At 66.6% G+C, this 13,119-nt stretch carries 12 protein-coding genes; 4 read left to right on the forward strand and 8 right to left on the reverse strand.

Features of this window, described 5'->3' with window-relative positions; all coding sequences use genetic code 11:
- Positions 1–62 precede the first annotated feature (62 nt).
- From ahpF to prpR, 3 genes are all read right to left on the reverse strand, one after another.
- A complete protein-coding gene (ahpF, locus tag BC1002_RS19950) occupies positions 63–1,655 on the reverse strand; it encodes an alkyl hydroperoxide reductase subunit F (protein ID WP_013091793.1) in 1,593 nt (530 codons plus the stop codon).
- 174 nt (positions 1,656–1,829) lie between these two features.
- A complete protein-coding gene (gene ahpC, locus BC1002_RS19955) occupies positions 1,830–2,393 on the reverse strand; it encodes an alkyl hydroperoxide reductase subunit C (RefSeq protein WP_013091794.1) in 564 nt (187 codons plus the stop codon).
- Positions 2,394–2,541: 148 nt separating this feature from the next.
- Positions 2,542–4,563, reverse strand: a complete 2,022-nt coding sequence (prpR, locus tag BC1002_RS19960) for a propionate catabolism operon regulatory protein PrpR (protein WP_013091795.1) — start codon at positions 4,561–4,563, stop codon at positions 2,542–2,544.
- A 200-nt stretch (positions 4,564–4,763) separates the two neighbouring features.
- Here prpR and BC1002_RS19965 point away from each other — a divergent pair, with 200 nt between their 5' ends.
- From BC1002_RS19965 to BC1002_RS19975, 3 genes are all read left to right on the forward strand, one after another.
- Positions 4,764–5,648, forward strand: a complete 885-nt coding sequence (locus BC1002_RS19965) for an isocitrate lyase/PEP mutase family protein (RefSeq protein ID WP_013091796.1) — start codon at positions 4,764–4,766, stop codon at positions 5,646–5,648.
- Positions 5,649–5,897: 249 nt separating this feature from the next.
- Positions 5,898–7,337 (forward strand): MFS transporter, encoded by a 1,440-nt coding sequence (locus BC1002_RS19970; protein WP_013091797.1) that lies wholly within the window; start codon positions 5,898–5,900, stop codon positions 7,335–7,337.
- A gap of 40 nt (positions 7,338–7,377) precedes the next feature.
- Positions 7,378–7,815 carry a GNAT family N-acetyltransferase gene (locus tag BC1002_RS19975; protein ID WP_013091798.1) on the forward strand — a complete coding sequence of 146 codons (438 nt, stop codon included), beginning with the start codon at positions 7,378–7,380 and terminating at the stop codon, positions 7,813–7,815.
- 8 nt (positions 7,816–7,823) lie between these two features.
- Here BC1002_RS19975 and BC1002_RS19980 read toward each other — a convergent pair whose 3' ends face one another.
- The 3 genes from BC1002_RS19980 to BC1002_RS19990 form a co-directional block, all read right to left on the reverse strand.
- Positions 7,824–8,684 carry a 2OG-Fe(II) oxygenase gene (locus tag BC1002_RS19980; RefSeq protein ID WP_013091799.1) on the reverse strand — a complete coding sequence of 287 codons (861 nt, stop codon included), beginning with the start codon at positions 8,682–8,684 and terminating at the stop codon, positions 7,824–7,826.
- A 93-nt stretch (positions 8,685–8,777) separates the two neighbouring features.
- The gene (locus BC1002_RS19985) at positions 8,778–9,263 is read right to left on the reverse strand and encodes a nuclear transport factor 2 family protein (RefSeq protein WP_013091800.1); all 486 of its coding nucleotides are present in this window, start codon (positions 9,261–9,263) and stop codon (positions 8,778–8,780) included.
- Between the two features lie 153 nt (positions 9,264–9,416).
- The gene (locus BC1002_RS19990; protein ID WP_013091801.1) at positions 9,417–10,994 is read right to left on the reverse strand and encodes an MFS transporter; all 1,578 of its coding nucleotides are present in this window, start codon (positions 10,992–10,994) and stop codon (positions 9,417–9,419) included.
- A gap of 122 nt (positions 10,995–11,116) precedes the next feature.
- Between BC1002_RS19990 and BC1002_RS19995 the strand changes: the two genes are divergently transcribed.
- On the forward strand, positions 11,117–11,998 hold the full coding sequence (locus BC1002_RS19995; RefSeq protein WP_013091802.1) for a LysR family transcriptional regulator: 882 nt from the start codon (positions 11,117–11,119) through the stop codon (positions 11,996–11,998).
- Between the two features lie 94 nt (positions 11,999–12,092).
- Here the strand turns inward: BC1002_RS19995 and BC1002_RS20000 are convergent, their stop codons facing one another.
- Positions 12,093–12,500 carry a winged helix-turn-helix domain-containing protein gene (locus BC1002_RS20000; RefSeq protein WP_375791811.1) on the reverse strand — a complete coding sequence of 136 codons (408 nt, stop codon included), beginning with the start codon at positions 12,498–12,500 and terminating at the stop codon, positions 12,093–12,095.
- 50 nt (positions 12,501–12,550) lie between these two features.
- Positions 12,551–13,114 carry a nitrogen fixation protein NifQ gene (locus BC1002_RS20005; protein WP_041734990.1) on the reverse strand — a complete coding sequence of 188 codons (564 nt, stop codon included), beginning with the start codon at positions 13,112–13,114 and terminating at the stop codon, positions 12,551–12,553.
- Positions 13,115–13,119: the final 5 nt, after the last annotated feature.

Consider the following 13,119-nt stretch of genomic DNA (forward strand, 5'->3'; position numbering starts at 1 on the left):
TTATCATGCGCAAACTAAAACGGCGGCCCGCGGGCCGCCGTTTGCGTGACTGATCTACCGGATCAAACCGCTGCTTCGGCTTCCGCTTCGCTGACCGCCGCGACTTCTTCGCTATGGCGGATCAGGTGATCGAACGCGGACAGCGATGCCTTCGCGCCTTCGCCCACCGCGATCACGATCTGCTTGAACGGCACCGTGGTCACGTCGCCGGCGGCGAACACGCCCGGCACCGACGTCGCGCCGCGCGCATCGACGACGATCTCGCCATGCTTCGACAGCTCGACCGTGCCCTTCAGCCATTCGGTGTTCGGCACGAGACCGATCTGCACGAACACGCCTTCGAGTTCGACGTTCTTCACTTCGCCCGAAGCGAGGTCCTTGTAGACCAGACCGTTGACCTTCTTGCCGTCGCCGGTGATTTCCGTGGTCTGCGCCTGCGTGACGATCGTCACGTTCGGCAGGCTGCGCAGCTTACGTTGCAGCACTTCGTCGGCACGCAGCGTCGCGCCGAATTCGAGCAGCGTTACTTCGCGCACAATACCCGCGAGGTCGATCGCCGCTTCGACGCCCGAGTTGCCACCGCCGATCACCGCGACGCGCTTGCCCTTGAACAGCGGGCCATCGCAGTGCGGGCAGTACGCGACGCCATGATTGCGGTACTCGCGCTCGCCCGGCACATTGATTTCGCGCCAGCGCGCGCCGGTCGCGAGGATGATCGTCTTCGCCTTCAGCACCGCGCCGTTCGCCAGACGCACTTCGTTGATGCGCCCCGGAATCAGCGCTTCGGCACGCTGCACGTCCATGATGTCGACGTCATAGGCCTTCACGTGCTGTTCGAGCGCGGTCGCGAACTTCGGTCCTTCGGTTTCGGTCACCGACACGAAGTTTTCGATCGCCAACGTATCGAGCACCTGGCCGCCGAAACGCTCTGCCACGACGCCAGTTGCAATGCCCTTGCGTGCCGAGTAGATCGCCGCCGCAGCGCCCGCCGGGCCGCCGCCGACGATCAGCGTATCGAACACCGGCTTCTTTTCCAGTTCCTTCGCGGCGCGCGCACCGGCGTTGGTGTCGAGCTTCGCGAGGATTTCCTTCACGCCGCTGCGGCCCTGGCCGAAGGTTTCGCCGTTCAGGAACATCGTCGGTACCGCCATGATCTGGCGCGCTTCGACTTCGTTCTGGAACAGCGCGCCGTCGATCGCGACGTGACGGATGCGCGGATTGATCAACGCCATCACGTTGAGCGCCTGCACGACTTCCGGGCAGTTCTGGCACGACAGCGAGAAATACGTTTCGAATTGATAGTCGCCGTCGAGGCTGCGAATCTGTTCGATCACCGCATCGTCGAGTTTGACCGGATGGCCGCCGACCTGCAGCAGTGCGAGGACGAGCGACGTGAATTCATGCCCCATCGGAATGCCGGCGAAACGAATGCCCCCTTCCTTGCCCGCTTCGCCGATCGAAAACGACGGCTTGCGCTCGTCGTCGCCGCGACGCTCGATCACCGTCACGCGCTCCGACAGAGTCGCGATGTCGTTCAGCAGGGCCAGCAGCTCCTGCGACTTCGCACTGTCGTCGATCGATGCGACGAGCTCGATAGGCCTGCTAACTTTTTCGAGATACGACTTCAGTTGAGTCTTGAGATTGGCGTCAAGCATGGCGTTGCGATTCCGTGACGAGGGGTGTTGGTGTCCCGGCGCCGCACATATCCGGAGAGGACATGTTGGGCCCGAGGAACGCGCGAAACGCCGTAGCAGGCGATTCGCGCGGTGATGCGCCGGAATGAATCCCGGCAGATGCAGACTGCGAGTGCAGCGTGAGCTGCGCGGACCTTAGATCTTGCCGACCAGGTCGAGCGACGGGGTCAGCGTTTCTGCGCCCGGCGTCCACTTGGCGGGGCACACTTGACCCGGGTGCGCCGCGATGTATTGCGCAGCCTGAACCTTGCGCAGCAGTTCGCCAGCGTCACGGCCGATGCCGTTGTCGTGGATTTCGCACAGCTTGATCTCGCCTTCCGGGTTGATCACGAAGGTGCCGCGCAGCGCGAGGCCTTCTTCTTCGATCAGCACGTCGAAGTTGCGCGAGATAGCGAGCGTCGGGTCAGCCAGCATCGGGTACTGGATCTTCTGGATCGTGTCCGACGTGTCGTGCCAGGCCTTGTGCGTGAAGTGCGTATCGGTCGACACGCTGTAGATCTCAACGCCGATCTTCTTGAACTCTTCGTAACGATCGGCCAGGTCGCCCAGTTCGGTCGGGCACACGAAGGTGAAGTCCGCCGGATAGAACACGAAAACCGACCACTTGCCCTTCAGGTCTTCTTCAGTGACGGTCTTGAAATCGCCGTTATGGTAAGCCTGTGCTTTGAACGGTTTGACTTGACTGTTGATGATCGGCATTTGCTGAATCCTCTTTGGAGGGTGGTTGAAAAGTAGAGTCAGTATGTCAGACTACACTTAATAGGTAAAGTGGATTGTATTAATGAGTTTGATAGTTCATTTCTATTAATTTTATCGGTCGAGACTATCGGGTCGATTGGCGGGCGTTTCAGCCCTTCAGAAGCCGCCACAGCGTGGTTCGACCGATGCCGAGCGCGCGGCTCGCGGCGGCACGATTGCCGCCGGATTGTTCGAGGGCACGCAGCGCATCCTCGCGGCTGGGGCTGACGCGGGGCGCCGTGCCGCCAGGGTTAGCGTGCTGGGACGCTTCTTTGATTCGCTCGCCCCCGGCCAGCCTGACCCGGCCGAACTCGGGAAACACCGCCAACCAGTCTGGCAAGGCGTCGGCGGTCGAGTTCCCGGACATCTCGCTGGCCGCGTCACCGATATAAATCGCCGCGCGCGCCAGCAGATTTTCCAGTTCGCGGACGTTGCCGGGCCACGCGTAGTTCGCGAAAAGCGGGTCGAGAAACGCGAGCACCCGCTCGAGCGCCGCCGCCGACAAGCCGTACTGCAGCGCGCTGCGCTCCAGCAGATGCCGCGCCAGCGGCGCGATGTCGGCGCGGCGTTCGCGCAGCGGCGGCAATTTTATCTGAAGCAGATTTAATCTGAAATACAGATCCGCGCGAAACGCGCCCTGCTCGACGAGCGCGTGCAGATCGCGATGCGTCGCGGCGATCACACGCACATCGACCGGCGTCGCGCGGCCCGCGCCGAGCTTCATCACCTCGCGTTCCTGCAGCACCCGCAATAGCCGGCTTTGCAGCGCGGCCGGCATTTCGCCGATTTCATCGAGAAAGATGGTGCCGGTGTGCGCGATTTCAAATAACCCCGGCTTGCCGCCGCGTCGGGCACCCGTGAACGCCCCTTCCTCGTGCCCGAACAGCTCGCTTTCGATCAGCCCTTCGGGCAGCGCCGCGCAGTTGAATGCGACGAACGGATTGCCGCGCCGCCGGCTCGCGTTATGGATGCCCTGCGCGACCAACTCCTTGCCTGTGCCGCTTTCGCCGCTCAGCAGCACGGTGGCGTCGTGCGCGGCGCCGGCGCGCGCGAGACGGCGCACGCGTTCGAGCGCCATCGAGGCGCCGATCAGGTCGTCGAGCCGGTGCCGCGCGACCAGATGCCTCGGCCGCTGGCTGGTGCGCAGCGAGCGGTCGATCCGTTGCGCAACGAGCGCGTCCTGCGCCGTCACGACGAAACCGGCCCGCGCGCCCTGCTCGACGATCGGCACACAGCTGACGATCAGCGCGCGCCCGCCGATCTGCTCGACGCGTTCGTCGACTGGCTGGTCGGCGGCGCGCGTCTCGCGCAACAGCGGTGCCAGCGCGCGCCCGACGCGCGCGGGAGTGTCCTCGTCGTCCTTCGGGGCCTCCTGCGCCGGGCCTAAACCGAGCAGGTCGAGCATCGCCGGGTTGACGGCTTCGAGCTGGCCGGCTTCGTCGAACGCGGCGACGCCGTCGCGCAGATGCGCGACGATCGTATTCAGGCGCACTCGCTTCGATTCCTTCTGCCGGCTCACGCGCGCCAGTTCGACCGAGCGCTCGAACGCTTCCTCGACCGCGGCGAGCGAGTACAGGAACACGCTTTCCATGCCGGCCTGCTGCGCCAGATCGCAGGCCATGCCCGCGCCGACCACCACGCGGCACCCCTGCGCGGCGAGTTCATCGACCGCGTGCCGCACTTCGTCGATCGACCGGTACGCGCGCTGCCGCAGATCGACGTTCAGCAGCGGGCTCAGGTCGGCCAGTTCCTGCGCGATCGCTTCATGCAGCACGAGCCCGATGCGCGCCTGCGGCCAGGTGGCGGTGGCGCGCGTGATCGCGCTCAACACGTCGAAGCCGTTCACCTTGACCATCACGACCGGCACGCCGAGGTTCTCCCGCAGGTACGCGCCGTTCGAGCCGGCGGACAGTACGACGTCGACGGAACCCGCATCCACGTACGCCTGCAGCGCGGCGACGGCCGCGCCGTAGCCCTCCCGCACCGTGAAGAATTTCGCGCGGCCGGCATAGCGCGGCGCGACCGCCTCGCAAAGCGATTGCAGTCGGCTAATACTGACGAGTGCGACGCCCGGGCGGCCGATATCAACGGCGGGGCTCGGGTTCGCGACGAACGGGGCGAACGTGGACACTGCGGTTCTCCTTGATTGAAACGTTCCGCGAAACGTTTCATGAAACGTTCCGCCGATTTTCTCACGAACCGTCAGGCCAAGCCCATAGCGCGCAAACCCTTGTTCTATCTGCCCAATGCGTTGAACACCCGCCAATGGCACGTTTCCTGCAGAATGTGGCCCGCGTTCCAACACCGCTTCCCCTTCTGGAGACCCGCATCATGACCACCACTTCCGCCACCCGCCGCGCCGCCTTCCGCGCCAAGGTCAATCAGCGTCAGGGCCTGCTCGTGCCCGGCGCGTTCAACGCGATGAGCGCGCGCGTGATCGAGGACGCCGGCTTCGAGGCGGTCTACATCACCGGCGCGGGCGTCACCAACATGTCGCTCGGCCTGCCCGATCTCGGCTTCATCGGCCTTGCCGAAGTTGCCGAGCACACCGCGCGCATTCGCGACGCGGTCGCGCTGCCGCTGATCGTCGATGCCGACACCGGCTTCGGCAACGCGCTGAACGTGCGCCAGACCGTGCGCGTGCTCGAGCGCAGCGGCGCCGACGTGATCCAGTTCGAAGACCAGGTGATGCCGAAGAAATGCGGCCACTTCTCGGGCAAGGAAGTCATCGCGACGAGCGAGATGGTCGGCAAGATCCGCGCGGCCGTCGACGCGCGCGAAGACGCGAACCTGCAGATCATGGCCCGTACCGACGCGGCCGCAGTCCACGGCATCGAAGACGCGATCGAGCGCGGTCATCGCTTCATCGAGGCGGGCGCCGACATCCTGTTCATCGAGGCGACCGAATCGCTCGCCGACATCGAGCGTCTGCCGGGGCTGTTCGACGTGCCGCAGCTGATCAACATCGTGATCGGCGGCAAGACGCCGGTGCAGTCGCGCGACGCGCTCGCGAAGCTCGGCTACGGCATCGTGCTGTACGCAAACGCGGCGCTGCAGGGCGCGGTGCTCGGCATGCAGCGCGCGCTCGGCACGCTGCAAAGCAACGGCCGCCTCGACGAGGACGCGACGATCGTCGCGCCGTTCAGCGAGCGCCAGCGGCTCGTCAACAAGCCGCTGTATGACCGGCTGGACAAGGAGTACGCGGCGAAGGACTGACGCACGGGTGGCGGCGCGGCGGTGCGGCGCGCTGCATGCCTGGGTGATATGGGACCTTTTATTGCGTTAGCATTCAGGGCTGGCAAGCGAGGCTGAAATTCAGCCAAGCTGATGTTCCCGCCAGCCCGAAGCATAAAAACGCAACCGAAAGGCAATCTCGAGCACCATGAAGTCACACGCTTCGCGCGCCGCGCGCCGGCCCGTCAATCGTCTTTGCTCGCGCATCAGCGCGCCACGGGAGCTCGCGCGATGAGTACCAGCGGCACCCGCACCGCGCACGTCGGCTGGCTGCCGTACATCGTCGCGGCCACCTTCTTCATGGAGTACCTCGACACCACGGTGATCGCCACCGCGCTGCCGCAGATGGCGCGTTCGTTCGGCGTCGGCCCGAACAGCCTGAGCCTCGGCATGACCGCCTACATGCTCGCGCTCGCGATCTTCATTCCGGCGAGCGGCTGGGTCGCCGACCGCTGCGGCGCGCGCACCGTGTTCGTCAGCGCGATCGGCGTGTTCACGGTCGCATCGGTGCTGTGCGGGCTGTCGCAGAACGTGCCCGAGTTCACCGCCGCGCGGCTGCTGCAAGGCATCGGCGGCGCGATGATGGTGCCGGTCGGCCGTCTGATCGTGGTCCGCAGCACCGAGAAAGCCCGCATGATGCAGGCGATCTCGACGATCACCTGGCCAGCCATCGCGGCGCCGGTGGTCGGCCCGCCGATCGGCGGCTTCATCACGACCTACGCGTCGTGGCGCTGGATCTTCCTGCTGAACGTGCCATTCGGCCTCGCGGCGATCGCCGTCGCGCTCGCCATCGTGCCGAACCTGCGCGGCACCGAACGCAAGCCGCTCGACGTGGTCGGCCTGCTGCTGAGCGGCGTCGCGCTGACCGCGATCCTGTACGGCGCGGAGCTGGCGAGCCAGCCGGCCACCAACGCGTGGCTCGCGATCGCGGTCGTGGCGGGCGGTCTGCTGGTCGGCGCGATCGCATTCCTGCACGCGAAGCGTCATCCGCATCCGCTCGTCGACGTGTCGACGCTGAAGGTGCCGACGTTTTCGGTGACCGTCATCACCGGTTCGTTCACGCGCATCGGCATCGGCGCGGTGCCCTATCTGATGCCGCTGCTGTTCCAGGTCGGCTTCGGTCTGTCGGCGTTCCGCTCGGGTCTGCTGCTGCTCGCGAGCGCGGTCGGCAACCTCGGCATGAAGGCGCTGACCACGCGCATCCTGCAGCGCTACGGCTTCCGGATGGTGGCGATCGTCGACGTGGTGGTGGCAGGCATTTTCATCACCTTGTGCGGGCTGCTGACGCCGGACGTACCGCTCGTGTTGGTGCTGATCGTGGTGTTCGTGTACGGCGTCACGCGCTCGATGCAGTTCTCGACGCTGGCGACGCTCGCCTATGCCGATATCCAGCAGACGCAGATGAGTGCGGCGAGCACGCTGTGGAGCGCAGCCATGCAAATGACGATCGGTCTCGGCATCGCGTTCGGCGCCGTGTCGCTGCGCGTCGCGGCGCTGTTCAACGGCGAGACGTCCGGCCACGTGTTCACGCTCGACGATTTCCGCCTCGCGTTCCTGTTCGCCGGCTTGCTGACGCTGCTGTCGGTGATCGGCTATATGGGGCTCGCGCGCGATGCCGGGCAGAGCATCGGCGGGGGTTCGCGCGGTGGCGAGACTACCGCGAAGGGCTAAACCGTACACACTGCCGCTACGCAACCTGGGGAGACACGCCGTGCAAGCCAGCGAACTGACGATTTCCAGCCGCATCGCCGATCTCGACCTCGACATGGTCTACGCGTTCCTGTCGCAGGAAACGCCGTGGGCCAAGGGCATGCCGCGCGCGACCTTCGAGCGGGCCGTCGCCGGTTCGCTGTGCTTCGGTGGTTTTGTTGACGGCAAGCAAATCGCGTTCGCGCGTCTGATCACCGACGAGGCGACCTTCGCATACCTGTGCGACGTGTTCGTGCTGCCCGCGTATCGCGGCCAAGGATATGCGTCGGCATTGATGAAGCATATCCTTGCGAGCCCGTCTCTCGCCAGTCTGCGCAGAGTCGTGCTGGTCACGACCGACGCGCATCACGTCTACGCGCCGCATGGCTTCACGTCGCTCGCGAACCCGGAGCGCTATATGGAGTTGCATCGGCCGGATGTCTATCGAGCGGCCGGATAGGCGCCGCCTCAGCCGTACGCGCGCTCGCGCATCCACTTCGTCATGATCCATTTGTCGCCGGCCAGCACCGGCGCGCCGCCGTGCAGCGTCGACGGATCGAGCTGGCGCTCAGCGTTCATGTAGCGGAAATACACCGCGCCGCCCGCCTGCGCCGCGACCGATAGGCCCGCCGTGGGAAACACCGTCTCTCCGCCGTCGGCGACGTCGTTCAGATAGATGATCAGCGTCGCGACGCGCTGGCCGCCCTGCGTGGTGTGCACCGCGCTGCCGGGCTGATCGGGCGCGAAGAAGTCGAAATGCGGGCTGTACTCGCCGCTCGTGCCGTAATGGAGCACCTGCAGACCTTCGCCGTTTTCGAGCGGCCAGTTCGTCAGGCTCGCGATGCGTCGTTCGACTCGCGCGATCAGCTGATCCTCGCCGCGCCGATACCAGACGCCTTCGCTGGTCCGGTTGCGGATCACGTCCTCCCGGCCGGTGAGTGGATTGACCGTCGTCGAGCGTTTCAACCGATGCCGGGAGCGTTCGATCAGCTCGGCGCATTCCGCGGCCGACAGCACGTCGGCGAACACGACCAGCTGCGGGCGCTCACAGCGCAGCAACACGCGCACCTCGCGGTCGGCCGCGTGTATCAGGTTGCCGCGTGCAACCGGCGCGGCGTCGTATCGATAAGGGTTGGTGGCGGGATCGGCCACCGTGGAGGGCGCCGCGGGGCCGGACGCGCGCCGATCGAACGCATGGTGGACCGCGACTCGGGCCTCGCCGTCGGCAAAGCCGGCCTGCACCATCGCGTCGACCATCGAGCCCGGCGTGCAGCCGCGCGCGACATTGCTGCTCAGCCATTCTTGCCAGGCGGCATCGACGACTCGCATAGCGTTTCCCGTGGGGCGGCCCGGCAAGGCGTGCGGGCACGCGCGTGCTTCGATCATAGCAAGCGCGATGCACGCGCCGCCGCCCGCACGCGCCTAGCCGCGCTCGCGATTCAACTGCCCGCGATAGTGCAGCAACCCCCGACGCGCCTGCTGCCTGAGCATCCGTTGCACGAACGGCGACCAGCCCAGCAGCGTGCCGCGCACGCCCATTGCCTGGCGCATCCACAGCCACAGATCGAAACGGTCGCGATGCTCGACGATGAGTCCGTCGCGGAACACGAAACGCGCCTCGATCCGGTTCACGACGTCGCGCCCCGTCTGCACGAAACGGTAGCGCGCCACCCACTGCGCGCGGCCGGTACGGTCGTCGGCCTCGATGTCGCTGAAGGTCAGCGTGAAGTCCTGCGCATGCTTGACGAGCATGCGCCACATGTCGCGCACTTCGTCGCCGACCAGCTCGCCGAAGGCGGGGTCGCTGAAGACGGCGTCGTCGGCATAACAGGCGACCATGGTCTCGGCGTCGCGTTGCTGGAAGGCGGTGTAAAAACGTTCGATCAGCTCGGTGTTGGGATGGCTCATTGATGTCGTGTGGTGTATTGCGGGAGCACGTCATGCACGCGCAGGTTCGCGCCGCGCTCCGGAAAACAGCCCGCGCGCGGTAGGCGGCGGGCATGGCGCACACGATATAGGAAAACGGCGTGAATGGGGCGCCGGCGCGAGCCGACGACGGCTTTACCCTTCCGATACCGCTGCCTTGAAGCGCACCCCCTCCGCCCGCCCGGCGAGCCCCCACACCACCGCCGCCACCGACGCCGCGACCAGCGCCGCCACTCCCAGCGCGGCCGCAAAACCCGCCGCGAAGCTCGTCTGCGCGGCCGTCGTCAGCGCCGTCCGTAGCGCGGGCGCCAGCGACGCGGTGGCCTGCGCGATGTCGCCCGCCATCACGCGCGACATGAAACCGGCGTCGAGCGCGGCGCGCACGCCAGGCGTCAGCGGCGTGGCCGCGTCGAACGCCGAGCGCGCGTGCGCGGCCAGCACCGCGCCGAGCACGCCGACCGACATGACGATCGCGGTAAAACGCGTCGTCGTGCTGATACCCGAGGCCATGCCGGTCCGCTCCGGCGGCACGCACGCCATGATCGCCTTCTGGGTGTCGCCGTTCAGTACGCCGGCGCCGAGTCCGGTCACGATCATGCCGACCGCGACCCACGCGTAGCGAGCGCCGCCGGCCACGAGCGCGGTCAGCAGATTGCCGAGCGCGATCAGCAGCAGGCCCGCGCTCAGCAGCAGCATCGGCGGAATCCATCTGCCGAGCGCCGCGCCGATGTACGGTCCCACGACCATCGCGAGCGCGAACGGCAGCATGCCGATGCCAGCGGCCACCGCCGACAGCCCGAACGCGTTCTGCAGATACAGCGGCAGGAACGTCATCATCACTTGCGCGCACGCGGCATAGCCGAACATCGCGAGCACCGCGGCGACGAAACGCGGCTGACGAAACAGCGCGAGATCGACCATCGGATGCGCGCGGCGCCGCTGCAGCTGCACGAATGCGCCGCCAAGCAGCGCGCAGACCGCTAGCCTCGAGCCTGTAGCCCAGCTCGCGAAACCGTGCGACGGCGCGTCGATCAAGGCCCAGATGCCGCTTGCGAGCGCGAGTGCGAACAGCAGGCTGCCCGCGCCATCGAGCGGACCGCGCGCGGGGTTGCGCGACTCGGCGAGCTCGCGTGACGCGCACCAGCCGAGCACGCCGCACACCGGCAGATTGAGCAGAAAGATCCAGCGCCAGCCGAGCCATTGCGTGATCACGCCGCCGACCAGCGGCGCGATCGTCGTCGCGATGCCCATGCAGGTGCCCCACACGGCCCACGCGCGCACGCGGGCCGGGCCCTCGTGAAAAGTGTTGGCGATGACCGCGAGCGCGGCCGTCAGCAGCATTGCGGCGCCCACGCCTTTGACCGCGCGCGCGACGTTCAACGCCAGCGCCGACGTCGCAAGCCCGCACCCGAGCGACGCCAGGCTGAACACGGCGAGCCCGACGAGCAGCATGCGTTTGCGGCCCACGCGGTCGGCGAGCGCGCCCGCGGACATCAGGCACGACGCGAACGCGACCATGTAGGCGCTGACGACCCATTCGACATCGGCGAAGCTCGCGTGGAACGAGCGCGCGATCGACGGCAGCGACACCGCGACGACATTGGTATCGAGCACGATCAGCGAGCAGGTGGCCGACGCGATGGCCAGCACGAAAGCGGGACGGGCGGCGGGAGCCGGCGTTGCCGCGGTATGGCGGCTGGGGAGGAATGTCATTGGGGCGACGCGCTGCAACGCGAAGGACGGGGCGGAAATGACGTCATCGTAGCGGGCGCACTATTGCATGTCATTCACCTAAAATCACAGAATAATTAGCAATCTGGTCAATACAGAAAAACATGCGACAACTTGAACTGCGTCATATCCGTGCCTTCGTGTGCGTCGCTCAACAGCTGCATTTCGCGCGCGCCGCCGAGGAACTCGGCATCGCCGCGCCATCGCTGACGCGGCTGATCCAGGAGACCGAACGCCTGCTCGGCGTGCGGCTCTTTTATCGGACGAAGCGTTCGGTCGCGTTGAGCGCGGCGGGCAGCGCCTATCTCGCCGAAGCGCTGGTGGCATTGGATCATCTGGAGCGCGCCGCACAGCGCGCGTTGCTCGCTGGACGCGGCGAGGTGGGACGCATCGAAATCGGCTACGTGGCGTCGGCCGCGTATGCGGGTGTGTTGCAGAAGACAGTCGGCGGCTTTCGCGGCGCGCATGCGGGCGTCGAGGTATCGATCCGCGAGGTGCCGATGGACGCGGTCGCCGGGATGCTCGGCGACGGACTGCTCGACGCAGCCTACGTCCGTCCGCCGATGCCGCTCGCAACCGGCATTCAGGCCACGACCGTGCATCGCGACCGCTTCGTGCTCGCGCTGCCTGCCGAGTCGCCGCTCGCCTCCTCGGCCAGCGTGCGGCCCGCGCAACTGCGCGAGCAGTGTTTCGTGCTGCCTGAGCAGGAGTCGGGCACCTTCGAAGTCGCGCGGCGCGGGCGCTTCTCACCGCGGCTCGGGCCGCGTCCGGGTACCCTCGCGGCGGTACTCGCCTGTGTGTCGCTCGGCGGCTATGTATCGGTCGTGCCGCATACGCTCGCCGATTGCATCGCGCTGCCGGGCGTCGTCTACCGCGACATCGCCGGTCAGCCGATCGCGTCCGAAATCGCGCTCGCGTTTCGTCAGCACGAGCGCGCGCCGGCCGTGAAGGCGTTCCTGCGCTTCGCGCGCGGCGGTAACAACTGAGGCTGACAACGGCGCCATTATTTGCCGTCTTCGATCGCCATCACGCGACCGATCTCGGCATCCACCACACGGCGGTTGAACTCGCGATCGCCCTTCACGAGCGGATCAGTTTCACCAGTTCCGCGATCTGCCTCGCGCAGCTTCGCCGCGCCTCTTCCTCGACGTCCCGATACAGACGGATGATGGATTCGCCGACCGGCGTCAGCGTGCAGCCGCCGCCGCTCTGACCGCCCTGCTCCGATTGCGTGGCCGGCGACTTCAGCGAGCGGTTCAGCTCGTCGATCAACAGCCACGCACGCCGGTACGACATGTCGAGACTACGCGCCGCGGCCGAGATCGAACCATATTCACGCACCGCCTCGAGCAGATCGACTTTGCCTGGCCCGAGTGCAACCGCATCGCCGGTGCGGATGCGCATTCTGAAGCGCACTTCGGGACGCGCCCGGGTGGACTTCGTCGCCGCAGCGGCTCTGGTTTTGGCGGGTTTTGCGGTGTCGGCCATGCGCGCAAGCATACACGAACGGTTTCGCGCCGCCATCTCGATGGCACGCATCAAGGCTGCCCTGGAAAGCAGTACCCGTAGTCCTCGCAGCCCGGGCAACCCGGCGCGGGTCCCGGCTTCCGACCCAACGAGATCGCGCATTGCGCGGCGAGGAATTTCTTCCAGCGCAGGTTGTCGACGTTGCGCTCGACGAGCGTCGGAAAGTAGCGCGTGAGCATCCACGTCACGTCATCGCGGCCCGCGAGGCCAAGGTCGCGCCATAGATGATCCGGACGCAAACACGCATGGGCGATGATCGTCGCGAGGCAATGCGCGTCGTCGGGATGGACGGTGCTGCTCGCGTTCGCGACGAGCAGCGTGTGCAGTGCGTGGACGAAGTTCGCGTGTTCGCTGGGGACTACCGGAAGCGGCAACGCCGGAATGCGCGCACGAACGAAGTGCCTCGCTAGCAGCGCGCGCCATGCGTCCGCTTGCAGGCCGAGCAACGCGAGCTCGTTGCGAGCGTCGCGCGCGGCGATCAGTTTGGCGAACAGACGCGTATCGGCGTCCCCGGGTTCGGTGGCCTCGCGTAGCCACGCACGCATGCAGTCGGTCATCAATGGATCGTCGGGCATGGCGG

The organism is Paraburkholderia atlantica, assembly GCF_000092885.1.
Taxonomy (GTDB): Bacteria; Pseudomonadota; Gammaproteobacteria; order Burkholderiales; family Burkholderiaceae; genus Paraburkholderia; species Paraburkholderia atlantica.

Bases quoted from the DNA above. Each gene is read 5' to 3' on its own strand.
- BC1002_RS20000 (WP_375791811.1), bottom strand. From the start codon at position 12,500: ATGGCCGACACCGCAAAACCCGCCAAAACCAGAGCCGCTGCGGCGACG.
- BC1002_RS19970 (WP_013091797.1), top strand. From the start codon at position 5,898: ATGAGTACCAGCGGCACCCGCACCGCGCACGTCGGCTGGCTGCCGTAC.
- BC1002_RS20005 (WP_041734990.1), bottom strand. From the start codon at position 13,114: ATGCCCGACGATCCATTGATGACCGACTGCATGCGTGCGTGGCTACGC.
- ahpC (WP_013091794.1), bottom strand. From the start codon at position 2,393: ATGCCGATCATCAACAGTCAAGTCAAACCGTTCAAAGCACAGGCTTAC.
- BC1002_RS19980 (WP_013091799.1), bottom strand. From the start codon at position 8,684: ATGCGAGTCGTCGATGCCGCCTGGCAAGAATGGCTGAGCAGCAATGTC.
- BC1002_RS19995 (WP_013091802.1), top strand. From the start codon at position 11,117: ATGCGACAACTTGAACTGCGTCATATCCGTGCCTTCGTGTGCGTCGCT.
- BC1002_RS19965 (WP_013091796.1), top strand. From the start codon at position 4,764: ATGACCACCACTTCCGCCACCCGCCGCGCCGCCTTCCGCGCCAAGGTC.
- BC1002_RS19990 (WP_013091801.1), bottom strand. From the start codon at position 10,994: ATGACATTCCTCCCCAGCCGCCATACCGCGGCAACGCCGGCTCCCGCC.
- BC1002_RS19985 (WP_013091800.1), bottom strand. From the start codon at position 9,263: ATGAGCCATCCCAACACCGAGCTGATCGAACGTTTTTACACCGCCTTC.
- ahpF (WP_013091793.1), bottom strand. From the start codon at position 1,655: ATGCTTGACGCCAATCTCAAGACTCAACTGAAGTCGTATCTCGAAAAA.